Annotated in this window: 25 protein-coding genes; 15 read left to right on the forward strand and 10 right to left on the reverse strand. The window is 72.9% G+C overall.

Features of this window, described 5'->3' with window-relative positions; all coding sequences use genetic code 11:
• Positions 1 to 209 precede the first annotated feature (209 nt).
• Positions 210 to 1,052, forward strand: coding sequence for a hypothetical protein (locus GCE65_RS04440; protein WP_153877515.1), 843 nt, complete (start codon positions 210 to 212; stop codon positions 1,050 to 1,052).
• Between the two features lie 68 nt (positions 1,053 to 1,120).
• On the opposite strand, the gene GCE65_RS04445 is transcribed toward GCE65_RS04440, so the two are convergent.
• Both GCE65_RS04445 and GCE65_RS04450 read right to left on the reverse strand, forming a co-directional pair.
• Positions 1,121 to 1,369, reverse strand: coding sequence for a hypothetical protein (locus GCE65_RS04445; protein ID WP_152817607.1), 249 nt, complete (start codon positions 1,367 to 1,369; stop codon positions 1,121 to 1,123).
• Positions 1,370 to 1,666: 297 nt separating this feature from the next.
• Positions 1,667 to 2,767 (reverse strand): LCP family protein, encoded by a 1,101-nt coding sequence (locus tag GCE65_RS04450; protein ID WP_228760112.1) that lies wholly within the window; start codon positions 2,765 to 2,767, stop codon positions 1,667 to 1,669.
• Between GCE65_RS04450 and GCE65_RS04455 the strand changes: the two genes are divergently transcribed.
• Positions 2,748 to 2,927 carry a hypothetical protein gene (locus tag GCE65_RS04455; protein WP_153877517.1) on the forward strand — a complete coding sequence of 60 codons (180 nt, stop codon included), beginning with the start codon at positions 2,748 to 2,750 and terminating at the stop codon, positions 2,925 to 2,927. The two genes, GCE65_RS04450 and GCE65_RS04455, sit on opposite strands and share 20 nt — an antisense overlap.
• A gap of 219 nt (positions 2,928 to 3,146) precedes the next feature.
• On the opposite strand, the gene GCE65_RS04460 is transcribed toward GCE65_RS04455, so the two are convergent.
• A complete protein-coding gene (locus tag GCE65_RS04460; RefSeq protein WP_194928827.1) occupies positions 3,147 to 4,346 on the reverse strand; it encodes an LCP family protein in 1,200 nt (399 codons plus the stop codon).
• A 196-nt stretch (positions 4,347 to 4,542) separates the two neighbouring features.
• On the opposite strand from GCE65_RS04460, the gene GCE65_RS04465 reads away from it, so the two are divergent.
• From GCE65_RS04465 to manA, 5 genes are read left to right on the forward strand one after another with little or no spacing between them, the layout of a single operon-like run.
• Positions 4,543 to 5,619, forward strand: a complete 1,077-nt coding sequence (locus tag GCE65_RS04465; RefSeq protein WP_153877519.1) for an NAD(P)-dependent oxidoreductase — start codon at positions 4,543 to 4,545, stop codon at positions 5,617 to 5,619.
• Complete coding sequence (locus GCE65_RS16500; RefSeq protein ID WP_228760113.1) at positions 5,616 to 6,554, forward strand: glycosyltransferase family 2 protein; 939 nt, start codon at positions 5,616 to 5,618, stop codon at positions 6,552 to 6,554. Before GCE65_RS04465 ends, GCE65_RS16500 begins: the two co-directional genes overlap by 4 nt.
• Entirely contained in the window at positions 6,551 to 7,423 is an 873-nt protein-coding gene (locus GCE65_RS16505) for a glycosyltransferase (RefSeq protein ID WP_228760114.1), read from the forward strand. The genes GCE65_RS16500 and GCE65_RS16505 overlap by 4 nt, the downstream gene beginning before the upstream one ends.
• Complete coding sequence (glf, locus tag GCE65_RS04475) at positions 7,420 to 8,568, forward strand: UDP-galactopyranose mutase (RefSeq protein WP_152817610.1); 1,149 nt, start codon at positions 7,420 to 7,422, stop codon at positions 8,566 to 8,568. Before GCE65_RS16505 ends, glf begins: the two co-directional genes overlap by 4 nt.
• 29 nt (positions 8,569 to 8,597) lie before the next feature.
• Positions 8,598 to 9,818 (forward strand): mannose-6-phosphate isomerase, class I, encoded by a 1,221-nt coding sequence (gene manA / locus GCE65_RS04480; protein WP_153877520.1) that lies wholly within the window; start codon positions 8,598 to 8,600, stop codon positions 9,816 to 9,818.
• Here manA and GCE65_RS04485 read toward each other — a convergent pair.
• Positions 9,815 to 10,570: a TIGR03089 family protein gene (locus GCE65_RS04485; RefSeq protein WP_153877521.1), complete on the reverse strand. Its 756-nt coding sequence runs from the start codon at positions 10,568 to 10,570 to the stop codon at positions 9,815 to 9,817. The two genes, manA and GCE65_RS04485, sit on opposite strands and share 4 nt — an antisense overlap.
• 150 nt (positions 10,571 to 10,720) lie before the next feature.
• Between GCE65_RS04485 and GCE65_RS04490 the strand changes: the two genes are divergently transcribed.
• Genes GCE65_RS04490 through GCE65_RS04505 form a run of 4 tightly spaced genes read left to right on the forward strand, consistent with a single transcriptional unit; the run spans position 10,721 to position 15,840 of the window.
• Positions 10,721 to 11,041 (forward strand): WhiB family transcriptional regulator, encoded by a 321-nt coding sequence (locus tag GCE65_RS04490; protein WP_152817613.1) that lies wholly within the window; start codon positions 10,721 to 10,723, stop codon positions 11,039 to 11,041.
• Positions 11,031 to 12,914, forward strand: a complete 1,884-nt coding sequence (locus GCE65_RS04495; protein ID WP_153877522.1) for a glycosyltransferase family 2 protein — start codon at positions 11,031 to 11,033, stop codon at positions 12,912 to 12,914. Before GCE65_RS04490 ends, GCE65_RS04495 begins: the two co-directional genes overlap by 11 nt.
• The gene (locus GCE65_RS04500) at positions 12,911 to 14,251 is read left to right on the forward strand and encodes a hypothetical protein (protein WP_153877523.1); all 1,341 of its coding nucleotides are present in this window, start codon (positions 12,911 to 12,913) and stop codon (positions 14,249 to 14,251) included. The genes GCE65_RS04495 and GCE65_RS04500 overlap by 4 nt, the downstream gene beginning before the upstream one ends.
• Positions 14,248 to 15,840, forward strand: coding sequence for a DUF5719 family protein (locus GCE65_RS04505; RefSeq protein ID WP_153877524.1), 1,593 nt, complete (start codon positions 14,248 to 14,250; stop codon positions 15,838 to 15,840). The genes GCE65_RS04500 and GCE65_RS04505 overlap by 4 nt, the downstream gene beginning before the upstream one ends.
• A 39-nt stretch (positions 15,841 to 15,879) precedes the next feature.
• On the opposite strand, the gene GCE65_RS04510 is transcribed toward GCE65_RS04505, so the two are convergent.
• Positions 15,880 to 16,329, reverse strand: coding sequence for a metallopeptidase family protein (locus tag GCE65_RS04510; protein WP_228760115.1), 450 nt, complete (start codon positions 16,327 to 16,329; stop codon positions 15,880 to 15,882).
• Between the two features lie 96 nt (positions 16,330 to 16,425).
• Between GCE65_RS04510 and GCE65_RS04515 the strand changes: the two genes are divergently transcribed.
• Both GCE65_RS04515 and GCE65_RS04520 read left to right on the forward strand, forming a co-directional pair.
• The gene (locus tag GCE65_RS04515; RefSeq protein ID WP_153877525.1) at positions 16,426 to 16,824 is read left to right on the forward strand and encodes a DUF3499 domain-containing protein; all 399 of its coding nucleotides are present in this window, start codon (positions 16,426 to 16,428) and stop codon (positions 16,822 to 16,824) included.
• Positions 16,825 to 16,846: 22 nt separating this feature from the next.
• Entirely contained in the window at positions 16,847 to 18,259 is a 1,413-nt protein-coding gene (locus tag GCE65_RS04520; RefSeq protein ID WP_153877526.1) for a phosphomannomutase/phosphoglucomutase, read from the forward strand.
• Between the two features lie 98 nt (positions 18,260 to 18,357).
• Here GCE65_RS04520 and GCE65_RS04525 read toward each other — a convergent pair whose 3' ends face one another.
• The 3 genes from GCE65_RS04525 to GCE65_RS04535 all read right to left on the reverse strand — a co-directional run bounded on the left by GCE65_RS04525 (position 18,358) and on the right by GCE65_RS04535 (position 21,424).
• Positions 18,358 to 19,290, reverse strand: coding sequence for a glycine betaine ABC transporter substrate-binding protein (locus GCE65_RS04525; protein WP_153877527.1), 933 nt, complete (start codon positions 19,288 to 19,290; stop codon positions 18,358 to 18,360).
• A gap of 65 nt (positions 19,291 to 19,355) precedes the next feature.
• Positions 19,356 to 20,237, reverse strand: coding sequence for a proline/glycine betaine ABC transporter permease (locus tag GCE65_RS04530; protein ID WP_227992892.1), 882 nt, complete (start codon positions 20,235 to 20,237; stop codon positions 19,356 to 19,358).
• The gene (locus GCE65_RS04535) at positions 20,234 to 21,424 is read right to left on the reverse strand and encodes a glycine betaine/L-proline ABC transporter ATP-binding protein (RefSeq protein ID WP_153877528.1); all 1,191 of its coding nucleotides are present in this window, start codon (positions 21,422 to 21,424) and stop codon (positions 20,234 to 20,236) included. Before GCE65_RS04535 ends, GCE65_RS04530 begins: the two co-directional genes overlap by 4 nt.
• Positions 21,425 to 21,434: 10 nt before the next feature.
• Between GCE65_RS04535 and GCE65_RS04540 the strand changes: the two genes are divergently transcribed.
• Positions 21,435 to 21,572 (forward strand): hypothetical protein, encoded by a 138-nt coding sequence (locus tag GCE65_RS04540; RefSeq protein ID WP_153877529.1) that lies wholly within the window; start codon positions 21,435 to 21,437, stop codon positions 21,570 to 21,572.
• A 207-nt stretch (positions 21,573 to 21,779) separates the two neighbouring features.
• Here GCE65_RS04540 and GCE65_RS04545 read toward each other — a convergent pair whose 3' ends face one another.
• Complete coding sequence (locus GCE65_RS04545; RefSeq protein ID WP_194928828.1) at positions 21,780 to 22,664, reverse strand: RDD family protein; 885 nt, start codon at positions 22,662 to 22,664, stop codon at positions 21,780 to 21,782.
• Between the two features lie 52 nt (positions 22,665 to 22,716).
• Between GCE65_RS04545 and GCE65_RS04550 the strand changes: the two genes are divergently transcribed.
• Positions 22,717 to 23,712, forward strand: coding sequence for a stage II sporulation protein M (locus GCE65_RS04550; RefSeq protein ID WP_153877531.1), 996 nt, complete (start codon positions 22,717 to 22,719; stop codon positions 23,710 to 23,712).
• A 19-nt stretch (positions 23,713 to 23,731) separates the two neighbouring features.
• On the opposite strand, the gene GCE65_RS04555 is transcribed toward GCE65_RS04550, so the two are convergent.
• The gene (locus tag GCE65_RS04555; RefSeq protein ID WP_153877532.1) at positions 23,732 to 25,024 is read right to left on the reverse strand and encodes a DUF58 domain-containing protein; all 1,293 of its coding nucleotides are present in this window, start codon (positions 25,022 to 25,024) and stop codon (positions 23,732 to 23,734) included.

The following is a 25,024-nucleotide window of genomic DNA, read 5'->3' on the forward strand; positions in this document are numbered from 1 at the left end:
TCGGCGCCCGCCACAGCGCGTCGACGAGACCCTCGGGCCGCACTCGACCCGGACATTCCGCGCGGCCGCGGTGCCGACAGTCGGATCGAACTCGGTGCCGACGCCCCGTCGGCCGATGGCTCCGGTCGACGGCTCCGGTCGATACCTGTGGATAACCGCACCGGGCCGGTGCCGGCGGTTAGCGTCGTGGCAACGACGAAGGGGATGCCATGCGCCGAAGCATCGGAACGAGGACCGGACACGTCCGGCGCGTCACGGGTGCGCTCCTGACCACGCTCGTCGTCGGGATGACGGCCATGGGATGCACCGCCCCGGTGCCGAAGGAAGTCCGCGATACACCCGCACCGGCGACGATCGACCACCTGACGGGCAAGCCGTCGCTGTCGCTCCGCGCACCCTACGGGATCGACGTACCCGAGGGAGCGAAGGAACTGGAGGTGCGCCATCTCGCCGAAGCCCTGGAGCGTGCGCTCATCCGAAGCAGCGAATACGAGCAGGTGGCCGAGCTCGGCGAGGCCGAGGCGACCCAGCGCGTATTCGACGAACTGGCGAGCGCGGGGGACCCCAACCCCTGGGTGGAGGAGGCGAAGGAGACGTTCGGCGGGCCGGGCTATTCGTTGGCCGTCACGTCGCGGTTCCCTCCCGAGCAACTGCCGACCCGGGCGCCCCACGTCGTCGCCACGACCTGGGAGTCCGAACTCGACGATGGGTGGCTCAGGGTATCCGCGACCGTCGAGACTGCGATGGAGTATCCCCGAGGACTGGCGATCGTCGTCCGCACCCTGCGGTTCGGCGTCGACGTCGAGCAGAAGCGGGCCGGCGGGCAGTTCTCCGTCTCGAGTTCCTGGCAGGTGCGCTGGCGCGGCTTCGACATGTGCCGGTTGCTCCTCGACGGCGTGCTCGTGCCGGGCCGCCTCCTCACCACGGCCGACGACCTGTCCGCCTACAAGCCGGGCTCCTTCGGCTCCGTGAACGAGGAGCTGACATCCTCCGAGGCCTCGCTCGATCCGATAGAACGCCGCGAGGAGTGCCGCGCCGCCACCGAGGCGTGAGACGACGCGAATGACCTCACCTGATCGGCACGGTGCCGCCCGAGCACAGTGCGGCCGAGCCCCGACGGCTATTTGATCCTGAACAATCCCACGGTGATCAGGCCGATCGCGAGCGGTAGACCGATGTACGTGCACAGCCCGTTCAGGAGGAGTGCGGCCTGCGGCCATGGAGAGAAATCCATCGGCCAGAATCGCGCGATGGCTACGTCGGCCGCGAAGCACAGAAGCGCCAGGACGAGGCCCGCGGCCAAGGGTCGCCGGCCGTCGTGCAGAAACTCTCCGAGGAGGGAACGTGCCTCATCGTCCGAAGACTCCATCACCTTGCCCCTATCCAAGAAAGCTACCGAAGGTCGACACGGGACCGGACACTCGGCGCCTCGTCATGTGAAGGCCGACGCAACTGCACCCACGGAACAGTTCGGTGAGTCCAGACAGGAGACCCTGACCGCGCCGACGCCACTCGGCGTCAACCGTCATGTCGTCGATCCCAGGCTAGCTCGGCCGATGAGCTCGCGCAGGCATTCATCGGGATGGGTTCGGTCCCTGCTCGGACTGTGCTGGAGGCCGGCATGGTCGCCCGTCGAGCGTTCACGGTCCCGGCAGAGCCGGCCCGCCTACTCCTCCTCGATCGTCACCGTGCCGTCCGCGACGGAGGCGAAGAACCGTGCCGCCGCGTCGGGCTCGATGAGCACAGCGGAGCCGACTCCGCCCGGTCGGTAGTTGAGGTCGGCGATCGGCGGCGTGCCCCGCACCCCGTCGGGCCCCGTGGCGGCCCGGAAGGCGAGGGCGAGCCGGCCGAGATCGAGGATGCCCGTGTCCTGATCGACCGCGAGGGCGGCCAGGCCGGCACTCAGGAGGTCGACCTGTGCCCCCGGGTTCACCAGGGTGCCCGGTCGGGCGACCTTCGCCGTGATCGCCTTGATCACCTGCTGCTGCCGCTCGGTGCGACCGATGTCGCCCTTCGGGTCGGAGTAGCGCATCCGCGCGAACGCCAGCGCCGTCGTCCCGTCCGCCTCATGGCAGCCCGGGGTCCACACGAGGCCGGACTTCTCGTCGTCCACGTCCAGGTCCGAACACAGCTCGACACCGCCGACGGCGTCGACCAGGGCCGAGACGCCGCCCATCCCGATCTCGACGTAGTGGTCGACGGTCATCCCCGTGAAGTCCTCGACCGTGCGCACGAGCAGCTCCGGGCCGCCGAGCGCGTAGGAGGCGTTGATCTTGTTGTTGCCGTGCCCGGGAATCGCCACATACGTGTCGCGCGGGATCGAGATGAGCGAGGCCGAGCCCGACGGCGGCTTCGTCAGCAGCATGATCGTGTCGGTGCGCTGTCCCTCGGTCGGATCACCCGCAAGGGTCCCGTCCGCGCGGGAATCAGAGCCGGCGAGCAGGTAGGTCTCGGCCGCCTGGCTCGGCGCACCCGAGAGTGCATCGATGTGAGTGATCTTCCCGTTGGCCCAGATGAGCAGGCCGATCGGCCAGGCGAGCAGGAGCACGAGCACGACGGCGACGATCACCACGGCGCGCCGGCCGCGCCGCCGCCGGCGCGGCGTCCGCGGGGTCGCCGGCGGCTCCGGATGCTGCCCCGAGTGCCCGGGCTGCCCCGGGTGTCCAGGCTGCCCCGGGTACCCGGGCTGCTGCTGCAGGTAGGACTGTGTGGGCTGGATACGCCGGGCCGGCTGCTGGTCGACGGGCATGACCCGCGTGCGCGGCACGGCCGGCTGCTGCGGGAGGGGAGCCTGCGCGGGCTCCCGGGAGCCCGGTGCGGGGCGGGCCGGCGCCGAGTCCCCGGACCCGCTGTCCGGCCGCGCCCCGGGCCGACTCGCGGGCCTGATCACGGGCGGCGGCGTGGGGCGGCGCGCGCTCGGCGCCTGATCCGCCGCTCCCATCGACCGGGCCGAACCGCCCTCGCGCGCCTTCGAGGAACGGCGCTGAGGAGGCCGCTGGGGAGGCCGCTGGGGATGCTGGGGCCGCTGGGGCGGAGTGTCACCGGATTCGGTGGGCATGAGGGCTTCCCTGTCGTTCGGTCACGCCGGAGGTTCTCGAGCTTACGAGTCCGCGGGCGCGAAGCCCCGCAGCCGGCGGGGGTGTCGGTCAGCTGCTCGGGCTGCTCGATGCGGTCGGCTCGACCGTCGACTCCTCCGTCGACTCCTCCGTCGACTCCCCGGCGGGATCCCCGGGGAGCGGCTCGTCGGCCCGCAGCGCGTCCCACACCAGGTCGGTCTCGGGGGTCTGCAGCACGACGTTGCCGCTGTAGGCATGCGGGGCCGTGGAGAAGTTCACGGAGCCGCCGTCGATCCCGCGCAGCGAATAGCCCAGGCCGGTGAGGCTGTTCAGGTTCCCCAGCCGTTCGCTCGTGGTGAGGGAGGAGGCGGCCGAGGAGAGCAGCGAGAGCAGCTTCGAGGGATTCGCGAGGGTGTCGGCCGAGAGCACCTGTCCGACCATCGCGGTCATGAGCTCCTGCTGCCGGTCGATCCGCGAGATGTCCGACCCGTCCCCGATCCCCTTGCGTGCCCGCGCGAGCCCGAGCGCGTCGTCGCCGTCGAGCGTCTGGCAGCCGGCCTCGAGGTCCAGGTCGGCCTTGGGCACGTTCATCGGCTCGTCGAAGCACATCTGCACCCCGCCGATCGCATCGACCATGGTGGCGAAGCCGTCCATGTCGATCACCGCCCAGTCGTCGATGTAGATGTCGGTCATCGCCTCGACCGTGAGGATCGCGCAGGCGGCCGCGTGGCTCAGGTCCTCGCCCTGCCCGCCCGTGGCGAAGGCCGCGTTGAAGCGGACGCCGTTGTGCTCGTTCGTCCCGAGCGCCTGCGGGTAGCTCTCGCCGCCCCCGGGAAGAGGGCAGGCCGGGATCGCCACGATGAGGTCGCGGGGGATCGAGACCACGTCGACCCGCTCCCGGTCGGCCGAGAAGTGCACGATCAACGCGGTATCGGAACGCATCCCCTCGAACTCGCCGTACTGCGCGTTGTCCCCGCCGCGGTAGTCCGAACCGAGCACGAGCACGTTGAGCGGTTTGCCCGCCCAGGAATCGCGCGGATCCGGGGTCGGGTCCCCGTGCTGGTCCGCGCCGCCGGGCCGGTTCTCGCCCAGGAGGGCGTTGATGTCCTTGCTGTCGATCCGCGACTGGATCTCGACGTACACCGAGCCGACCGCGGTGGTCACGAAGAGCGCGACCCCCAGGAGGCTCAGCGCGAGCACGTTGAGCGCTCGCCGTCGCGGCCGGGGGGCGGCATGGCGCCGGGCCCCGCGCTCGTCGCGGCGATCCGAATCGGTCCTCGTTGTGCTCATCAGGCCCAAGAATACGGGCAATCCGGCGCGTCCCGGCGCGGTGAGGGGGAGGGCGTGGGGCTGATCCGGCGGGCAATCGGTGAAGGAGTTGTGCGCGCCCGCCATCCGGGTGGCGCCGGTCACAGCCCGGCCGGGAGGGGGCACGGCGGCCCGTCGTTAGACTGACCCGATCACGCCCAGCACAGGAGGCACAGGCATGCCCGTACTTTCCGGCCCCGTCCTTACCGGCGGTGAGCGGATCGTGGTCCTCGGTGGATCCGGGTTCATCGGCTCGCACATCATCCCGGCCCTCATCGGCGCCGGATTCGACGTCGTCAACTACGACCTGTACCCGCCGCAGCGGCCGCTGCCGGACGCGGTGGTCGACCTGCGGGGCGACATCCGCGACGAGGCCACCCTCACCTCCGCGCTCACCGGTGCCCGTGCCGTGCTCAACCTGGCCGCCGCCCACCACGACTTCGGGTTGACCGAGGCGACCTTCACCTCGGTCAACGTCGACGGGGCGGGAGCGGTCACCCGGGCGATGACCGCCGCGGGGGTGGACAACCTGTGCTTCTACTCCTCGGTCGCGGTCTACGGCGAGCAGCCGAGCACGCCCACCGAGGAGACCGCGCCCGCGCCGACGAACGCCTACGGCCGCACGAAGCTCGCCGCCGAGGCGGTCTACCGCGACTGGCAGCGCTCGGGCGAGCGGCGCGTGCTCATCGTGCGCCCGGCGGTCGTGTTCGGCCCCGGTAACACGGCGAACATGTACCGGATGATCGACCAGATCGCCCGCCGCCGGTTCGTCTCGGTCGGCCCCGGGGCCAACCGCAAGTCGATGGTGTACGTGGAGAACATCGTGGCCGCGATCCTCCACTTCTGGAGCGCCGAGCCGCGGGTGGACCCCGAGGTCTACAACTGCGTCGACGCCCCCGACCTCACCTCCCGGGCGATCATCACCCGTGTCTACCGGGCGTTGGGACGACGCGTGCCCCGGCTGCGTCTCCCGCTCGCCCCGGCGATCGCCTGCGCCCGGCCCCTGGACTGGATCGCGGCGCGGACGGGCCGGAATCTGCCCATCACCTCCGACCGGATCGCGAAGGTCGCCGGCACCGAGACGAGGTTCTCCGGGGACCGGATGCGCGAGCACGGATACTCCCAGCCGCGCCCGATCGCGGCGGGCATCGACGAGATGGTCGCCTGGTACGTCGAGACCGGCAAGAACGTGCGTATCCGCGAGCACCTGCCGCCCGAACGGCCCGTGCTCGCCCGAGAGGGGGTGGGTGCATGAGTACGGTCGCGGTCGTGGTGACCTACAACCGGGCGGAGCTGCTCGCGGCCTGCCTCGACGGCCTCGCCGCCCAGACCCGCCCCCTCGAAGCGATCGTCGTCATCGACAACGCCTCGACCGACGGCTCCGGCGACGTCGCCCGCGCCCACCCGATCGGCGCCGACGTGCACACACTGCAGACGAACCTCGGGGGAGCGGGCGGGTTCAGCGCCGGGCTCGCCTGGGCGCTCGAGCACCACGACCCGGACTGGATCTGGCTCATGGACGACGACACGATCCCGCGCCCCGGCGCGCACGGCGCGCTCATCGACGCGGCCGACGCCCACCCGCGCGACCTGGCCGTGCTCAGCTCGACCGCGGTCTGGACCGACGGGCGCGTCCATCCGATGAACCGCTCCCGGGTGCGGATGGGCTCGAACGCCGTCGAGCGGGGGGACGCGGCCGCCGTCGACTCGCACCCGATCCGGACCGCCTCCTTCGTCGCCATCCTGCTGAGCGCCGACCATTGCCGCCGAGCCGGGCTGCCGTACGCCGACTACTTCATCTGGGGCGACGACACCGAGTACTCCGGGCGGCTGCTCCGCCAGGGCCGCGGCATCCAGGTGCACGACTCGATCGTGGAACACCGCACGGTCGCCTTCGCCTCCTGGCAGACCGATCCGGGGCCCCGGTTCTACTACGACGTGCGCAACAAGCTGTGGGTCTACCTCGCCTCCGGCTCGTTCCGCTGGTGGGAGCGGCTCGTCTACCTCGGATCGGCGGCCGCGGGCTGGGCCGGCACGATCCGCCGCTCGGGCGATCGGCGGACCCTCCTCGGACACGCCTGGCGGGGCCTGCGCCACGGCCTGCTCCGCCGACCGGCCCCGACCACCCGGGTACTCGCGGGCCAGGGCGAGGTGTCCAGCGCCGTCGCCCGCGTCGAGGCCGGGCGATGACCGAGAAGTTCTCCGTGCTGCTGCCCGTGTACGCCGGGGACCGGCCGGACTGGCTGCGGCGCGCCTTCGCCTCGATCACGGCCGAGCAGACCCTCGCCCCGGACGAGGTCGTGCTCGTGCGCGACGGCCCCGTCGGCGCCGCCCTCGAGACGGCGATCGACGAACTGCGGGCCGGCTCGAGCGTGCCCGTGACCTACGTGCCGCTGCCGCAGAACCTCCGGCTCGCCGGGGCCCTGCAGGAGGGTCTGGCCCGCTGCTCCCACGAGCTCGTCGCCCGCGCCGACGCCGACGACATCTGCCTGCCCGAGCGGTTCGCCCGGCAGATCCCGGCGATGGCCGGCCTCGACCTGCTCGGCAGCGCCGTGGCCCAGTTCGACGACGAGGAGCACCTGCGCGCGTGGCTCGACGGAGCCCCCGACGGCCCGGGGGCGGGCCGGGTCACGGTCCGCACCCGACCGGCCACGACCGCCCGGATCCGGGACTACGCGGCCTTCCACAACCCGTTCAACCACCCGAGCGTCGTGTTCCGGCGCTCGGCTGTCCTCGCCGCGGGCGGATACGAGGACCTGCCGTTCATGGAGGACTACTGGCTGTTCGTGCGGATGATCATGGCCGGGTCCGCCGTCGGAAACCTGCCCGAGGCGCTCGTGGGCTACCGGGCCGGAGCCGAGTTGTTCGACCGCCGCGGCGGGTGGGTCGCGATGCGGTCCGATTGGCGCTTCCAGCGCCGCGCCCACTCCCTCGGGTTGACCACCCGGACCCAGTTCGTGCGTAACCTGGGCACCCGGGCCGCCTACCGGCTCGTCCCCGGCCGGCTCCGCGCGTGGGGGTATCAACGATTCGTCGCCACCAGGAGGGCCACGCAATGAACGTCGACCTCGTCGTCGTCGGATCGGGATTCTTCGGCCTGACGATCGCCGAACGTGCCGCCACCGAGCTGGGCCTGCGGGTGCTCGTGCTCGACCGGCGGAGCCACATCGGCGGCAACGCCTACACCGAGTTCGAGGAGAGCACCGGCATCGAGGTGCACCGCTACGGCGCGCACCTGTTCCACACCTCGAACGAACGGGTGTGGGACTACGTCACCCGCTTCACCGCCTTCACCTCCTACCAGCACCGGGTGTACACGACGGTCGGGGGCGAGGTGTTCCCCATGCCGATCAACCTCGGCACGATCAACCAGTACTTCCGCTCCGCCCACGGGCCGGATGCGGCCCGCGCGCTCGTCGCCGCCCAGGCGGCCGAGGTGGCGGGCCACGAGGTGAGCAACCTCGAGGAGAAGGGGATCTCCCTCATCGGGCGACCCCTGTACGAGGCGTTCATCCGCGGCTACACCCTCAAGCAGTGGCAGACCGACCCGACCGAGCTGCCCGCGAGCGTCATCGCCCGCCTGCCCGTGCGCTACACGTACAACAACCGCTACTTCTCCGATACCCACGAGGGACTTCCGGTCGACGGGTACACGGCCTGGCTCGAACGGATGGCCGACCACCCGAACATCGAGGTGCGCCTCGACGTCGACTTCTTCGACGAGGGCCAGCCGCTGCACAAGCGGGCGCTCGTGGGCCAGGTGCCGGTCGTCTACACCGGCCCGCTGGACGAGTACTTCGGCCACAGCGAGGGCGCGCTCAGCTGGCGCACCCTCGACTTCGAGGAGGAGGTGCTCGACGTCGGCGACTTCCAGGGCACCTCGGTCATGAACTACGGCGACGAGGACGTCCCCTACACCCGCATCCACGAGTTCCGACACTTCCACCCCGAACGCGACTACCCGGACGACCGCACGGTCATCATGCGCGAGTTCTCCCGCTTCGCCGGCCCCGGCGACGAGCCGTACTACCCGGTCAACACGGCCCGCGACCGGCAGCAGCTGCTCGCCTACCGCGAGCTGACGAAGGGGGAGTCGGGCGTGCTCTTCGGGGGGCGGCTGGGCACCTACCAGTACCTCGACATGCACATGGCGATCGGTTCGGCGCTGAGCATGTCCGACAACAAGCTCGGCACGATCCTGTGACGGGCGCGAGCTCGGCGGAGGCGACACGAATGCACGGGCTCGCGGGCGTCGTCCGTGCGTACGCCTGGGGTTCGCCGGACCGGATCCCGGAGTTCGTCGGCCGGGCGGCGACGGCGGCCACGACCGCCGAACTGTGGTTCGGGGCCCACCCCTCGGCCCCCTCGCCGTTGCGCTCCGACGACTCCGACGATCCCGACGACTCGGACGATTCACGGGGCAAGCCGGCCCGGGGCGATCTGCGCAGCCACATCGCCGCCGATCCGCACCGGATCCTCGGCAGCGACGTGACCGCCCGCTTCGGCACCGAGCTGCCCTACCTGCTCAAGCTCATCGCCCCCGAGTCGCCCCTCTCCCTCCAGGTGCACCCGAACCTCGCGCAGGCCCGCGACGGCCATCGGCGCGCCGGGCTGCCGGGCGGGCCGCAGGACTACGTGGACGCGAACCACAAGCCCGAGCTCGTGTACGCGCTCAGCACCTTCGAGGCGGTGAGCGGATTCCGGGCACCGCGCCGCGCGGCGGAGATGTTCGCGGGGCTGAGCAGCCCGCTCGCCCGAGAGATCGTGCGGATGCTCCGCCATCTCCCGCCCAGGGACGGCGCCCGGCTCGCCTTCCGCATGGTGCTCACCGAGTTCTCGGCCGGGGACGTGGGGCAGGTCGTGGCCGACTGCGCCGACCGGCTCGCCCGCGGCAGTTCGCCCTCGCAACGCTCGGATGCGACCGTGGTCCGGCTCGGGGAGCACTTCCCCGGCGACCCGGGCGTCGTGGCGGCCCTGCTGCTCAACCCGGTCACGCTCAAGCCCGGCGAGGTGATGTTCGTGCCCGCGGGCAGCGTGCACGCCTACCTCGGCGGCCTCGGCCTGGAGATCATGGCCAATTCCGACAACGTGCTGCGGGCCGGGCTCACGGGCAAGAACGTCGACCTCGAGGAGATGCTCGCGATCGTCGACTACACCGCCGCGCCCCCGATCCGGCTCGCCGCCGAGGAGTTCGGGCCGCACGTGCGCACCTACTACGCCCCGGTCGACGACTTCGAACTCTCGGTGATCGACGTCACCGGTGAGCCGGTGTCCGTGCCCGGCAAGGGCCCGCGGATCCTGCTGGCGATCGAGGGCGCCGCACAGGTGCACGCCGGCGGCCGGTGTCGCCGGCTCGAGCGGGGCGAGGCCGTGTTCCTCGCCGCCGACGACGGGCCCGTCACCGTGACGGGCGCCGGCGGACGGGCGAGCGTGGTGCAGGCCGACGTCCCCTAACGAAGCGTCGTCGTGACACCCTCGGCGGCGGCGATCCGGTCGAGGTCGGCGCCGGGATCGCCCGCGAGCACGATCGAGGCGCCGCGTGCCCACAGCGGCGGCGCCACCGTGAGCAGCGCGAGCAGAGGCGGCAGGGTCGGTTGGGTCGGCAGTCGAGCGGCGTCGCCGTCTGCGCCGACGAGCAGCGCCCGCTCACCCGGACGGACGCCCTCGAGGCGTGGATCGTCGCCGGCGAGCACGTCGGCCTGGGTCCGCCCCGGCAGCGCCGACTCCCGCGCCGAGCCGCCCGCGGGCAGGAGCAGCTGATCGGGCTGCGAGGTGAGCTCCGCGACGCCGTCGATCGCGCCCGGGCCGGGGGCGTCGTCCAGGCGCAGGGCGAACGCGGGAAGGGCGATGACGACGCACGTCGGGCCGTCGCCGGCCGTCGCGGACGGGGTCGCCGTGACGACGGCCGCCAGGGACGCATCGGCCGCGCCCGACTCGTCGCTGCCGAGCGGGACGACCTCGGCGCCGCAGTTCCACGCCCCGGCCGCCCAGACGAGGGACCGCCAGTGGGCGGGCAGGTCGAGGCCGAGTCGATCGCCGGGGCCGAGGTCGAGTTCCTGCGCGCACAGATTGGCGGCCTTGACGAACCAGTTCGCCAGCACCCGCCCGCTCAGGTCGACCCGTTCGCCGCCCGGGCCGTACCATGTGAGCCGGGGCTCGGTCACGGGGGCGAGAAGCGGTGCGAGGCCGGCGAGCGACGTGATCATGGCCCCAGCCTAGGGCGGTCCGCGCGGCCCCGAACGCCTGTATCACGTCATGGGCTTGACGGATGAGGATGACACGCGTGTAATTTAGGACCAGACAGGTAATTCGGAGCGTGAGCCAGTCCCGCCCACACCTACGACGGGGGAACTGATATGTGGAACATCCTGGGAGACGGTCCCCTCGACCTGAGCCTGCCCGAGCCCGTGCCGGCGGCACCGCCGCTGCTGGCGCACCTCGGGGGAGACGACGAGGGGGTGCTGGGGTGGCAGGAACGCGCGCTGTGCGCGCAGACCGATCCGGAGGCGTTCTTCCCCGAGAAGGGCGGCTCGACCCGGGAGGCCAAGCGCGTGTGCGCCTCGTGCGAGGTGCGGGCCGAATGCCTCGAGTACGCGTTGGCCAACGACGAACGGTTCGGTATCTGGGGGGGAATGTCGGAGCGCGAGCGACGCAAGCTCAAGCGGCGTGCAGTCTGATCCTCGCCACGTCACCGCGATCGTCGCGGCGACCGACCTGACGTACCTGCCGCAGACCCTCGAGGCGCTCGGGCGCCAGGACCGGCATCCGGACGAGCTGATCGTCGTCGACGTCTCGGCGGCCGGACTCGATCTCGGCCCACTCGTCGAGGCCGCGGCGGCGGCCGGGCCGACCGTGCGCTCCGTGCGCGCCCCACAGGCCCGCAACCTCGGCGACGCGGTCCGGGCGGGACTCGACCCGGGCGCGCGGACCGACTGGCTGTGGCTCCTGCACGACGACAGCCCGCCCGAGCCGGCGGCGCTGGCCCAGCTGCTGCGGGCCACGGCGAACACCCGTACCGTGGCCGTCGCCGGCTGCAAGCACGTGCAGGCCGATCACCCCGACCGGCTCCTGAGCGTCGGGGTGCGCACGACCGCCGGCGGGCGTCGCCTCGGCGGGATCGACGCCGGCGAGATCGATCAGGGGCAATACGACGGCATCGACGACGTCTACGCCGTCGAGACGGCCGGGATGCTCCTCACCCGGGAGATGTGGGACCTGCTCGGCGGACCCGATCCCGTGCTCGGACCCTATGGCGACGGGATCGACCTGTCCCGGCGGGCCCGGCTCGCCGGTGCCCGCGTCGTCGTCGTCCCGAGCGCGATCGTGCGCCATCACCGCGCCGACCTGCGCGACCTGCGCTCCGAGCACCCCGACGGCAGACGCAGCGTCCGTCGCCGTCGGGAGGCGATCCTCCATGCCCGACTCACCGGGGCGTCGGCACCCGGCATGCTCCTCTGGTTCGCGATCATGGTCGTCATGGCCCCGGTGCGGGTGCTGTGGCGCGTGGCCACGAACGAGGTGGGCCTGGCCACGGGCGAACTGACCGCCGCGCTGGCGGTCGCGCTGCGGCCCCGGGCGATCTGGCGTGCCCGCCGCCGGGCCCGCTCGAGCCGAACCGTGCCCCGCCGCACCCTGCGCGGCCTGTACGCCGCCCGCCGGGAGGTGGTGCGGGAACACCGAGACCGGATCCTCACCCGCATGACCGAGCGCCGCCGAGCCCACGCCCCGAGCGAGCTCGAGATGCGCGAGCGGGCCGCCCTGAGCCGGCGCCGCCGCCTGGTCCTGGCGGTCGTCGTCCTCGGCGCGGCCGCGGCCGGGGTCCTCGCCGGGGTGGAACCGGTCGCGGGCGTCGACGGCTCCGCCGGCGAGCTCCTCCGGTCGGCGTTCTCCCCGTGGATCGCCGCCGGCGACGGGCATCCCGGCCCCCCCGACCCCTTCTGGGCGGTCCTCGCCCTGCTCGTCGTGGTCACCGGCGGTCCGCTCGGGGTGCCGAGTGCCACCGGCCTGGGGGTCGTCGTGGCGGCGAGCCTGCCGCTCGCCGCGATCTCCGCGTGGTTCGCCGCCGGGGCCGCCACCCGCAGCCTGGCCGTGCGCGCATGGGCGGCGATCGTGTGGGCCCTCGGGCCGGCGGCGATCGTCGCGTTCGCCGGGGCCGACCTGGCCGCGCTCGTCTGCCACATCACCCTCCCGCTCCTCGCCCTCGCCGTCGCCCGGGCCTTCGGCTACGACCGGCAGGACGTCATCCGCTCCGGGCTCGTCGACGCGCGCTCCGGGGCGACCTCGCGCATGAGCGGCCGCGGCTCGCTCGGGGCCGCCGCCGGCGCGGGCCTGCTGCTGGCGATCACGGCCGCCGCTGCGCCGGTCGTGCTTCCGATCGCGCTGCTCGTGCTCGTGGCCCTCGCGCTCGTCGTGCGCCGGCGCGCGCGCCTCGTGCTCGTCGCGCTGCCCGCCTCGTGCTGTTCGCGCCCGTGCTCGCGTCGTTGCCGGCCCAGTGGTCCAGCCTCGTCGCGGCCCCGGGAACGGGGACCGGCGCCGACGTGCTCGAGATGACGGCCGGGCCCCCCTGGGCCGTGTTGCTCGGCTGGCCGGGCGCGGTGCCGGAGGCGACCTGGATCCTCGTGGCCGGCTCGGCGGCGGGGGCGGCGATCCTGCTCGCCGCGGTCCTCGGCCTCATGCGCCCCGCCGCGGCGGTCCCGGCCCGGCTCGGATGGCTGCTGGCCGCGGCCGGGCTCGCCGCGACCGCCGTCGCGGGTGCCGCCGGCCTCGACCGGGGCGGGGCCGCCGCATCGGGTCTGCCGGACCTGCCGGCCGTATCGGGCGTGTCGATCATGACCGCCGGGCTGCTCCTCGCCGCGACCACGGGGTTGCACGGACTCACCGGCGGGCTGCGGGGTCGCTCCTTCGGCCCACGGCACGTGCTCGCGGCCACGACGGCGCTCGCGATCGGCCTCGGCGGCGCCGGTGCGACGGCCACCGGCTGGCACGCGGCGGCCGGCCTCGACCGGGTGCCGGGAACCGCGCAGGGGGAGCAGATTCCGGCCCTCGCGCGCGATCTGGCCGGCGGCCCGGACCGGGCCCGGGTGCTCGCCCTGACCGCCGGCACGGGCGGGATCGTCGCCGAGCTCTGGCGCGGGGACGGGCCGCAGGTGAGCGACCGGGCCACCGTCCTGCGGGTCCGCGAGCGTGCATCCGGTGCATCCGGTGCGTCCGGCGGATCGACCGCGGACTCGCCGACCGGCCTGCGCGAGCTCGTGGGGGAGCTGTCGGTCGGGGCCGCGGAGGACGCCGCCGCCCGTCTCGCCACCCACGCCATCGCCATCGTGCTCGTGCCCCCGGGCCCAGCCGACCCAGCCGGCACAGCCGACACAGCCCGCCCAGCCGACCCGGCCGACACAGCCCGCCCAGCCGACACAGCGGCCACGGCCGGCCCGGCGGGCGTCCGCGCGTACGGAGCTGCTCGCCGCGCTCGACTCGGTCGCGGGGCTCGAGCGGATCACCGAGAACGAGACGGGCGCGTTCTGGCGCGTCGGCGGGCCGGACCCGGCGGCCCGGTCGTCGTGACCGACGCCGCCGGAACGGCCACGGTCGTGCCCGCGGGAGCCGTCATCGCGGCGGGCGACATCGGCGCCGGGAGCGACCGCACGGTGGTCCTGGCCGAACGCGCCGACCCCGGCTGGCGGGCCTGGTTCGACGGGCAGCGGCTGCGCGCCGTCCAGCGCGACTGGCAGCAGGCCTTCGAGATCCCGGACGGCGAGGCGGGCCGCCTCATCGTCCGCTACGAGCCCGCGGGCACCCGGGTCTGGCACCTGAGCCTGCTCATCGTGTTCGGACTGACGACGCTGCTCGCCCTGCCCACGCGCCGACGCCGACGGGAGAGCGACCGATGACCGACGAGACTCCGGACCGGCCCGGTCGCGACACCGCGCCCGAGGTCGGCCGGCGCATCGCCTCGACCGCCGCGGGGGCGGTGGGCGCCCTCGCCCTCGCTGCCGGCGCGTTCGCTCTGGGGATCGTGCTGCCCGCGGACGGGGCCGAAGGCGTGGTGCCGGCGCCCGTGGCCGTCGGCGCCGGCACCACCGACCTCGTCTGCCCCGGACCTCCGCGGCTGCCCACGACCGCCACCGGCGACGACATCGACTACGACGCCGAACTCGGCCCCGGGCCCGCCGGGGTGAGCACCGACGTGAGCGCCGTCGTCCTCGGTGACCCCGCGGCGACCCTCGACCTCCTCGGCGCCGAGGACCCGGCGCCGCTCACCGGTGCGAGCGCCGGCCTCGATGAGGTCACCGGTCCGGCGCTGCTCCGCGCCGGTGCGATCCGGGGGCGCGCACCGCTCGTGACCGCACGCACGCTCGCCCGCGCCGACTCCGGCGACCTGCGCGGCCTCGCGAGCGCGTCCTGCGCCGTGCCCTCGAGCTCGATCTGGCTCGTCGGCGCAGGCACGGCCGTCTCGAGCAGCGCCCAGCTGACGATCACGAACTCCGGGGACACCCCGGCCCGCGTCCACCTGACCGGCTGGTCGGGCACCGGGCCCGCCCCCGACATCGCACCCGTCCTGCTCGCCCCCGCCTCGAGCCGCACGGTGCTGCTCGAGGCGGTCTGGCTCGCCGACCGGATCGCCCTCCACCTGGAGTCGGAGGGCGGCCGGATCACCGCGGCGATCCAGGACTCCCGCCTCGACGGACTCACCCCCGCGGGCCTCGACTTCGTGACGTCGGCCGCGGCGCCGGCGACCGAGATCCTCCTCGGTCCCGCACCGCTGCCCGGCTACGCCGACCCCGATGACCTTGACGACTCCGATGACCGTGATGACCCCGATGACCCGGGGGAGTCCGCGGACGCGGCGGCGAGCGTGCGGATCGTCAACCCGAATCCGACTCCGGCGACCGTGGACATCACGGCCCTCGGCGAGGACGGGGAGGCCGAGGTGGCCGGCGCCCAGAACCTCGTGGTCGAGGCGGGAAGCGTGACCCAGATCCCGCTGGCGGCCCGGTACGCCGGCAGCAACGGGGTGCGCCTGCGCAGCGACGTGCCGATCACCGGCGCCCTCGAACTCTCCAGGCCGGGCCGGGCGGGGGTCGACGAGACCGCCGATCCGGACGTCGCGCCCGTGGACATCGCCTGGCTCGCGGCGGGCGTTCCGTCGACCTCGGCCCTGCTGGCCGTCGGCGCGGAGACGAACGAGACCCACGTGCTCAATCCCGGCGAGCGGGCCGCGCGGGTCACCCTCACCCCGATCCTCGCCGGTGGCCGGGCGGGTGACCCGTTCGAGCTCACGGTGCCGCCGGCCTCGACGGCCGCCGTGCCCACGCCGGCGAAGGCGGTGCTCGCGTGGCAGATCGAGGCCACGGAGCCCGTGCTCGCCACGACGGTCGTGACGGCCGACGTGACCGACGGCCGCCTGCTCACCGTGCTCCCCGCGACCGCGGGGATCGCGGGCGCGGCCGAGGTCGCCGTCGACCTGCGGATCGGCTGACCGCGCCGGCCGGGCGGCACCGCGCCGGCCGGGGCGACCTCAGTAGTCCGGGTCGATGTCCTCCGGGGCGCGGCCCAGGAGGTGGGCCACCTGCTCCGTGAGCACCCGTTGGATGAGCTCGTGCATCTCGGGCTCGCCGACGACCCGGCCGAGCAGTGGGCGCCGGTAGAGGACGATCCTGTGCGCGAGGCCGATATCGGCCGGGAAGTACCGGCCCAGGGCGACCGCATCGTGCTCCCACGGGGCCGGATTCGACGGCGGCACGTCCTCGACCGCGAACTCCACCCCCGAGAGCCGGTTCCCCACGAGCGCGTCCATGCGCGCGACCGCGGCCGCCACCGCGTCGTCGAACCGATCCGTGCGGGTGCGATATCCCGGCACCGTCGGCGGCACGAGCGGGCCGCGCAGGCCGCGGCCGTGCCGGTCGCGGCGTCGGCCGGCCCGCCGCGAGGGCAGCACGACCGGGGAGAGGGAGCGCTCGTCGTTCACGCCACCACCCTACGCACTCCCGTCGGCCCGCACCCCGTCGGCCCGGCCTCCGGCGTGGCAGCACGGCCGGCGCCGCGCACCGGGTACCGTGGAGGCGTGAGATCCATGCGCCAGTGCACACGAGCCACCTGCTCGTCGGCCGCCGTTGCCACGCTCACGTACGTGTACTCGGATTCGACCGCGGTGCTCGGGCCGCTGGCCACGCACGCCGAACCGCACACGTACGACCTGTGCACCGACCACGCCGAGCGGCTCACCGTGCCGCGCGGCTGGGACGTCGTGCGCCTCGCCGGAGAGTTCGAACCGGCGCCGCCGAGCTCGGACGACCTGCTCGCCCTCGCCGACGCCGTCCGCGAGGCCTCCCGGGCCCCCGCACCCACGCCCCGGCCCGCGACCCGTCGCGTCGGTGCCCCGGCACCCGTGACCCACGCCCCGCCCGCCCCCGAGGTCGGCCGCCGCGGTCACCTGAGCGTCATCCGCGGCGAGGGCGACTGAGGGACCGGTAGGATCGGGCACCGTGTCCGATCTCGATGCCATCGTCAAGGCCTACGACATCCGCGGGCTCGTGCCCGATCAATGGGACGAGGACGTCGCGCGCGCGCTCGGCGCCGCCTTCACCCGGGCCACCCGGGGCGGTGCGGTCGTCATCGGCCACGACATGCGCCCCAGTTCCCCCGCCCTCGCCGCCGCGTTCGCCCGCGGGGTGACCGAGGCCGGCTGGGACGCCGTGATGATCGGGCTGTGCTCGACCGACGGCCTCTACCACGCCTCCGGGGTGCTCGACCTGCCCGGGGCCATGTTCACCGCGAGCCATAATCCGGCACGCTACAACGGGATCAAGCTCTGCCATGCCGGGGCCCGGCCGGTGGGGCAGGACACCGGCCTGGCCGACGTCCAGGCGGCCGCGGCCGCCTACCTCGCCGATCCGGACTCGCTGCCGGTCGCGCAGACGCCCGGGCGGGTGAGCGAGCGGGACCTGCTCGCCTCCTATGCCCGCTATCTGCGCGACCTCGTTCCGCTCGAGGGCATCCGGCCGCTCAAGGTGGTCATCGACGCCGGCAACGGCATGGCCGGGCTCACGGCGGGCGCGGTGCTCGACGTCGATGCGGGCCTGGCCGACCTCGGCCTCGAGCTCGTGCGGATGTTCTTCGACCTGGACGGCACCTTCCCCAACCACGAGGCCAATCCGCTCGACCCGGCGAACCTCGTCGACCTCCAGGCCGCGGTCATCGCCGAGGGGGCGGACATCGGCCTCGCCTTCGACGGCGACGCGGACCGCTGCTTCGTCATCGACGAACGCGGCGTCGCGGTCGACCCCTCGGCGCTCACCGCGATGGTGGGGCTGCGGGAGGCGCAGAAGGAGCTCGACGCCGGCCGGCCGGCCACGGTCATCCACAACCTCATCACCTCCCGCGCGGTCCCCGACCTGCTCGGGGCGGCGGGCGCCCAGACCGTGCGCACCCGGGTGGGCCACTCGTTCATCAAGGCGGAGATGGCTCGTCACAACGCCGTCTTCGGCGGCGAGCACAGCGCCCACTTCTACTTCCGCGACTTCTTCTACGCCGATTCGGGAATGCTCGCGGCGATGCATGTGCTCAGCGTGCTCGGCCGCGAGGACCTCGCCCTGTCGGACCTGGGGGCGATGTACACGCCCTATCACGCGAGCGGGGAGCTCAACCACCGCATCGACGACCCGGACGCCGCGCTCGGCCGGATCCGTGCGGCCTATGCCGACGACATCGATTCCGGGCGCGTGCGCGTCGAGGAGTTCGACGGCGTGACCTACTCCCACTGGGAGTCCTCGCCGCGCTGGTGGTTCAACGTGCGCCGCTCGAACACCGAGCCGCTCCTGCGCCTCAACGTCGAGGCGGAGGACGAGGACATCATGGTCAAGGTGCGCGACGGGATCACCCGACTCATCGAGGGCTGACGGCCGCAGACGACAGCGGCGCCCGGCCTGAGCCGGGCGCCGCTGTCGTCTGATCGACCTGATCGACCTGATCGACCTGATCGATTCGGACTAGTCGGTCACTCGCTTGCGGGGGTGACGCTTGCCGGGAAGTCCGGGTTGTCTTCGAGCCACTGCTGAACCCCGGCCTGGGGGTCACCGGCCTCGACGATGTCGTTCTCGAGGCTCGCGAGATCCTCGTCGGCGAAGGTGAAGTTGCTGATCCACTCGGCGACCTGCGGGTAGTCGTCCGCGAACGTCTTGCGAGCGAAGGTGTGGATCTCCTCGGCGGTGCCGAGGGTGCCCTCGGGGTCCTCCAGGTCGCGGATGTCGTACGCGCTGTAGGCCCAGTGCGGGTGCCACAGGGTCACGACGATGTTGTCACCGGCCTGCATGGCGCCCTTGAGCTCGGCGAGCATCGAGGCGGTGGAGGAGGTGACGAAGTCCATGTCCTCCAGGCCGTAGGTCGGGATGACCTCGTTCTCCATCGCCTGGGTCAGGCCCGCGCCCGGGTCGATCCCGACGATGCGGTTGTTGAAGGCGTCCGCGTTGTCGGCGAGCTCGGCGAGCGAGGTGATCGGGGCGTCGTTGTTCACCGCGACGCTGAGCGCGGCGTTGTCGTACCAGACACCGAGATCGTCGAGGTCGGCTCCGTACTTGTCGATGTACTCCTTGTGGGTCTGCGGCAGCCAGCCGTCGAAGAGGAGGTCGTAGCTCTCGTCGCTGGCGAGGTCGGCGAAGATCAGGCCGATCTCCGCGTCCGCCAACTCGACGGTGTAGCCCTTGTCCTCGAGGATGGCGGCCCACAGGGCCGAGACGGCCACGCCCTCGTCCCAGCCGGCGGGAACGCCGATCTGGATCGGGTCGGTGTTGATGTCGCCGGAGCCTCCGGTCGCGGCGGTGCCGTCGGTGGGGTCGTCGGTCTCCGTGGCGCCGCCGCTGGCGCTCCCGCACGCCGCGAGGGCGAAGGCGGAGGTGGCTGCGATGAGGCCGAAGCCAAGCTTTCTACGCATGATTTCCTTTCCAATAGTCCCGATCCGGGATCGGTACAGCTGTCGTGGACCGAGCGCGGGGCCGGTCATTCGGTGGCGCGCAGGGCGCGCGCCACGGGGGTGCGTTTGGACAATGACGCCGTCACGCGGTCGAGGAAGATGGCCAGGAGGACGACGCCGAGGCCGGCCTCGAAGCCGAGTCCGACCTGCACGCGGGTGAGCGCCTGGTAGACGTCGCTCCCCAGACCGCCCGCGCCGACCATGCCGGCGATGACGACCATGGACAGGGCGAGCATGATCACCTGGTTGACGCCGGCCATGATCGTGGGCATGGCCAGCGGGATCTCGATCTGGCGCAGGATCTGCCGTGGTGGCGCGCCGAAGGCGTGCCCCGCCTCGGTCACTTCGGAGTCGACCTGGCGGATGCCGAGTTCGGTGAACCGGACCGCGGGTGCGAGCGCGAAGATGACGGTGGCGACGAGGCCGGAGACGGCGCCGGCGTAGAAGATGACGACGACCGGGATGAGGTAGACGAACGCGGGCATCGTCTGCAGGAAGTCGAGCACCGGACGGATGAAGGCCGAGAAGCGCTGACTCTTCGCGGCGAGGATGCCGAGTGGGAAGCCGATCAACAGGGCGATGATGCTCGCGAGCAGGGTGAGCGCGAGGGATTCCATCGCGTTGTCCCATTGGCCCACGAGATCGATGACCGTCAGGCTGATGGCCGTGCCGAGCGCGAGCTTCCACCCGCTGGCGGCGAACGCGATCGCGGTGAGCACGAGCGCCACGATGACGAACGGCGGGGCGTCGAGGACCCAGTGCAGTCCGTCGTACAGCCCCTGTGCGACGGTCTTGACGAGGCCGAAGAAGCCGCGCAGGTTGAGTGTCAGCCACTCGACCACCGCCTCGGTCCAGACGTTCAGCGGCATCCGCCACCAGTTGCCCTGCATGAAGTCGCCGAAGCTCATACGTTCGCCTCCTCGTCGTAGGGGGTCATCGCTTCCCAGATGCTCACCCGGGGGATCACCCCGACGAGCCGGCCGGAATCGTTGACGACGGGCACGGGAACGTGGGAGTCGGAGGCGGCGACATTGAGCAGTTCCGCGAGCAGGGTGTCCTCGTGGACGCTCGGTGCGGCCTCGACCGCATCGTGCAGGGTCGTGGCCCCGGCCTGCTGGGCGTTGAAGGCGGCGGTGTCCGTGACGGTGCCGACGTAGCGGCGGTCGCGGTCGACGACGAACGCTGCCGGCACCTGCTCGTCGCGGATCTCGCGGAGGGTCTGGCGCGGGCCCTGCCCGACGGTGACGGTCACGGACGGCTTGGCCATGAGCGAGCGCGCCTGGAAGACCGTGCGCGGGTCGACATCGGCGATGAACTTCGCGACGTAGTCGTTGGCCGGATGTGCCAGGATCTGCTCACCGGTGTCGATCTGCACGATCCGGCCGGAGCGCATGACGGCGATCCGGTCGCCCAGGCGCATGGCCTCGTTCAGGTCGTGGGTGATGAACACGATCGTCTTGCCGAGGCTCTGCTGGAGCTCGATCAGCTGATCCTGCATCTCCCGCCGGATGAGTGGGTCGAGGGCGGAGAACGCCTCGTCCATGAGGAGGATGTCGGTGTCGGCGGCGAGTGCCCGGGCCAGGCCGACCCGTTGGCGCATGCCGCCGGAGAGCTGGGCCGGCACGTGGTTGTCCCACCCGACCATGTCGACCATCTCGAGTGCCGAGCGGGCGCGTTCCTCGCGCTCGGCCTTGCCGACGCCCTGAATGCGCAGCGCGTATGCGGCGTTGTCGAGCACGGTGCGGTGGGGCAGCAGCGCGAAGTGCTGGAAGACCATCGAGATGCGGCTCTGACGGATGCGGCGCAGTTCGGCCGGGTCCACGGATCCGATCTCCTCGTCGCCGACGTAGATCTCTCCGGCGGTCGGGGGCAGGAGTCCGTTGAGCATCCGGATGAGCGTGGACTTGCCCGAGCCGGACAGGCCCATGACGACGAAGATCTCGCCCGGCTCCACGGTGAAGCTCGCGTCGATCACCGCCGCGGTCCCGAGACTCTTGACATCGGCCGCATCGGCACCGCCACGGAGCTGTTCGATCGCCTCCGTGCTTCTTCTGCCGAAGAACTTGTACGCGTTCTTGACGGTAATGGCCGTCATAATCCTCCTGATGACCCTGGGCAACTCGACGGCCGCGGACGGGCTCGACCGCAGCCGGCCATGCGCACTCGACCTACGGCCCGAGCACGACTCGAACTGGGGTGCGCCTGAAAACGAACTTTCCAACCCTGGCGAACTTTCCGCGTGAACTCCACCCGAGAATCGGGAATATCGACCGGATCGGGCGGCAGCCTCTCAACGAAAGTAGTCCTGACCTGCGAGGACATGGCCGCCGGAATCGTTACTCGACCGTGATTCTCGAGATCGGCGATTCCCGATGATCTCACAGTGTGGTCGCATCGTAGCTCACACTCTGAGAGGTTGACCGATCGCCCCGTGAGACGACGGGGTGGATTCAGAGTCCGTAGGGCGCCCGCCGATCCGGTGGCAACAGGTCGAGCCGGCGCTGCTGCGCGCGCAGCCCCGCGAGGTATTCGGCATCGCGGCGCACCACGAGCACGGCCGCCAGGAACCGCTCCGGGTGGGTTCCCCACGGCGGCGGCGGGCTCACGTGCGGCTCGACGTGGGCCGCGAGCGCCCGCGCGATCGACGTGCGGGTGCCCTCCTCCACGGTGCGCGCCCGGTCGAGGAACTCCCGCACCCGCCAGGCGAGGGAGCCGGGGAGCCGGGAGATGTCGGCCCGGCGGGCCCACTCGACCAGCTCGGCGGGCATGAGCACGGGCGCCGGCAACGCCTGGTCCTGGTCGGACTCGAGCGGATAGGTGCCGGAGAGCAGGTCGCCCAGGCGCTTGTGGCGGGAGGTGACGATCGCCGAGACGAGCGCGAACGTGCCGAGCGTGAGCCAGATCTCCACGAGGGCGACGACGGACCGCACGAGCGCCTGTCGAAAACGGATGGCCGCGCCGTCCTCACGCACGATGACGTAGCCGAGCGCGAACCGGCCGACCGATCGCCCGCGGGTGAGGGTCTCCACGGCCGTCGGAACCCCGACGAGACAGACGAGGAGCATCCCGATGAGCCAGGTGGTCGCCTGCGCGTCGTTGTTCACGAGGTAGCGCAGGCCCGCGGCCACCGCCGCCGCGGCGACCGTGCCGTAGACGAGGAAGTCGACCGCACCCGCCGCGAACAGCCGCAGCAGGCCCGCCGGGCGCAGGTCGAGCACGACGGCCTCGCCCGTGACGACCTCCGCGGCGGCCGACTCGATCCGGTTCGGATCACGCGTGCTCGCGCGGGCCGCGAGGGTCGGGGCCGCTGCCGGCGCTGGGGGCGCTGGGGGCACTGAGGGCGCTGTGGGAACCGGGGGGACGGTCATATGTGGCAGGGTAGCGCTCGTGGATCTCGATGCGTTCGTCGCGCTGCGATCGCCCCGTTGGCGCCGCCTCGCCGAACTCGCCGGTCGGCGCCGACTGCGCGGCGCCGAGATCGACGAGTTCACGGCCCTGTACCAGGCGACCGCCGCCGACCTGTCGGCCGTGCGCTCCCGCGCGCCCAGCCCCGCGCTGATCGGCCGGCTCTCGGCGCTCCTGGGGCGCTGCCGGGGCCTGGCCACGGGCACCCATGAGCCCGGCTGGACGCCGATCGCCCGGTTCATCGCCGTGTCGCTGCCGGCGGCGTTCTACCGGCTGCGGTGGTGGACCGTCGCCGCGATGGTCGTCTTCGTCCTCGTCGGCCTCGGATACGGCACGTGGCTCCATCTGACCCCGGGCGCGCTGGACGCGATCGCCTCGCCCGCGGCCCGGGCGGACTACGCCGAGCAGGCCTTCGCCGCCTACTACTCGAACAGCTCGGCCCCCGACTTCACCGGGCAGGTCTGGAGCAACAACGCGTTCGTCGCCCTGCAGATGATCGCCTACGGGATCACCGGGGTGATGACCGCCTACGTCCTCGTGGCCAATGCCGCGGCCGTGGGCCAGGCCGGGGCGATCATGGCCGAGGCGGATCGGCTCGACGTCTTCTTCGCGCTCATCCTCCCGCACGGGCAGCTCGAGCTCACGGCGATCTTCATCGCGTGCGCGGCGGGCCTCAAGCTGTGCTGGGCGTGGGTGCGGCCCGGGCCGAGGCCGCGCTCCCAGGCCCTCGCGGAGGAGGGGCGGGCCCTGATCACGGTCGCGATCGGGCTCGTGGCGGTGCTCGGGGTGAGCGGGGTGATCGAGGGATTCGTGCCGCGCAGCGGCCTGCCGAGCGGGGTCAAGATCGCGATCGGCTCCCTCGCCCTCGCCGGCTACTGGGCCTACACCATCGTGCTCGGCCGCGCCGCGGTCCGGGCGGGGGAGACCGGGGACGTGCTCGCCGAGGAGCGCGAGGCCACGACCCTGTACGCGGACTAGCAGGCCGGCCGCGGCCCGCTCAGAGCCGGCCGGCCGCCTTGAGGGCGAGGTAGGCATCGGCCACGCCCGGCGCCAGCTCCTCGGGCGCGCACTCGAGCACCCGGGTGCCACCCGTGCGCAGGAGCCGGGCCACCTCGGCGCGCTCGGCGCCCGCCTGCTCTGCGGCCGCGGCCGTGAACAGGTCGGCGACCTCGGCGCGGGCGCGGGTGAGGGCCGCGGCACCCGGATCGAGGGCCCCGGCGACGAGCACCTGATGGGTGCCGGCGAGGGCGGCGACGACGTCGAGCAGGCCGGACTCCAGCGCGGCGGGCTCGATCGCGGTGAGGACCACCACGAGCCCGCGCTGGGAGAGGGTGCCGCGGACGAGCCGCGCCACGAGCGGCCAGTCGGGTTCGACGAGCCGGGCGTCGAGCGGGCCGAGCGCCTCGGCCACCGCCGACAGGGCCGCGGGCCCCTTGTGCTCGCTCGCCCGGGCCCGGACCTGTGCGTCCACCGCGACCAGGTCGACCCGGTCCCCGGCGCTCGTGGCCAGGGCGGTGAGCAGTAGTGCCGCCTCGATCTGGGCGTCGAGGCGCGGCTCGCCGCCGAGTCGGGCCGCGGCGAGCCGGGAGGTGTCGACCACCACGAGGATGCGCCGATCGCGTTCGGGTCGCCAGGTGCGCACGACGAGCTCCTGCCGCCGGGCGGTGGCGCGCCAGTCGATCGCCCGCACGTCGTCGCCCTGGACGTATTCGCGCAGCGAGTCGAATTCCGTGCCGGGGCCGCGCACATTCACCGCGGCCCGGCCGTCCATCTCCCGCAGCCGCGCGAGCCGGGAGGGCAGGTGACGCCGCGACCGGAACTCCGGGAGCACCCGCAGCACGCCGGCCACGGGCGCGCTGAACTGGCGCGACGTGAGCCGCAGCGGACCGGTGAGCCGCACCGTGACCCAGTCGGTGCTGCGATGGCCGCGGCGCGTCGGGTGCAGCCGGGTCGTGAGCCGGACGGACTCCCCGGGCGGCAGCAGCAGGGCGTGCCGGTTCGGCCGCGCCCCGGCGCTCGGCTGCCACGCGTCCCGCAGCATGCCGCGCACGGTCCGCCGGCCCGGATTCGTCACGGTGAGCCGGGTGCGTGCCTGTTGCGAGAGCCGCACCGACCCGAGCGGTGCGCGCTGCACGACCAGCCTCGAGGGCGCGGGCGTGAGCAGCCAGTCGACGAGGAAGACCGCCAGGCACGCGACGCCCCAGGCGAGCAGGTACTCCGGCAGGCCGGTGAGCGCGAGGGCCGCGATCCCCAGCGCCACGAGCAGCACCGCGCGGCCGGTGAGAATCAT

This window comes from Pseudactinotalea sp. HY158, assembly GCF_009660225.1.
GTDB lineage: Bacteria > Actinomycetota > Actinomycetes > Actinomycetales > Beutenbergiaceae > HY158.

Coding starts and splice junctions, on each gene's coding strand:
- GCE65_RS04440 (WP_153877515.1), top strand. CDS start 210: ATGCGCCGAAGCATCGGAACGAGGACCGGACACGTCCGGCGCGTCACG.
- GCE65_RS04445 (WP_152817607.1), bottom strand. CDS start 1,369: ATGGAGTCTTCGGACGATGAGGCACGTTCCCTCCTCGGAGAGTTTCTG.
- GCE65_RS04455 (WP_153877517.1), top strand. CDS start 2,748: ATGACCCGCGTGCGCGGCACGGCCGGCTGCTGCGGGAGGGGAGCCTGC.
- GCE65_RS04460 (WP_194928827.1), bottom strand. CDS start 4,346: ATGAGCACAACGAGGACCGATTCGGATCGCCGCGACGAGCGCGGGGCC.
- GCE65_RS04465 (WP_153877519.1), top strand. CDS start 4,543: ATGCCCGTACTTTCCGGCCCCGTCCTTACCGGCGGTGAGCGGATCGTG.
- GCE65_RS16500 (WP_228760113.1), top strand. CDS start 5,616: ATGAGTACGGTCGCGGTCGTGGTGACCTACAACCGGGCGGAGCTGCTC.
- GCE65_RS16505 (WP_228760114.1), top strand. CDS start 6,551: ATGACCGAGAAGTTCTCCGTGCTGCTGCCCGTGTACGCCGGGGACCGG.
- glf (WP_152817610.1), top strand. CDS start 7,420: ATGAACGTCGACCTCGTCGTCGTCGGATCGGGATTCTTCGGCCTGACG.
- manA (WP_153877520.1), top strand. CDS start 8,598: ATGCACGGGCTCGCGGGCGTCGTCCGTGCGTACGCCTGGGGTTCGCCG.
- GCE65_RS04485 (WP_153877521.1), bottom strand. CDS start 10,570: ATGATCACGTCGCTCGCCGGCCTCGCACCGCTTCTCGCCCCCGTGACC.
- GCE65_RS04490 (WP_152817613.1), top strand. CDS start 10,721: ATGTGGAACATCCTGGGAGACGGTCCCCTCGACCTGAGCCTGCCCGAG.
- GCE65_RS04500 (WP_153877523.1), top strand. CDS start 12,911: ATGACGGCCGGGCCCCCCTGGGCCGTGTTGCTCGGCTGGCCGGGCGCG.
- GCE65_RS04505 (WP_153877524.1), top strand. CDS start 14,248: ATGACCGACGAGACTCCGGACCGGCCCGGTCGCGACACCGCGCCCGAG.
- GCE65_RS04525 (WP_153877527.1), bottom strand. CDS start 19,290: ATGCGTAGAAAGCTTGGCTTCGGCCTCATCGCAGCCACCTCCGCCTTC.
- GCE65_RS04530 (WP_227992892.1), bottom strand. CDS start 20,237: ATGAGCTTCGGCGACTTCATGCAGGGCAACTGGTGGCGGATGCCGCTG.
- GCE65_RS04535 (WP_153877528.1), bottom strand. CDS start 21,424: ATGACGGCCATTACCGTCAAGAACGCGTACAAGTTCTTCGGCAGAAGA.
- GCE65_RS04540 (WP_153877529.1), top strand. CDS start 21,435: ATGACCCTGGGCAACTCGACGGCCGCGGACGGGCTCGACCGCAGCCGG.
- GCE65_RS04555 (WP_153877532.1), bottom strand. CDS start 25,024: ATGATTCTCACCGGCCGCGCGGTGCTGCTCGTGGCGCTGGGGATCGCG.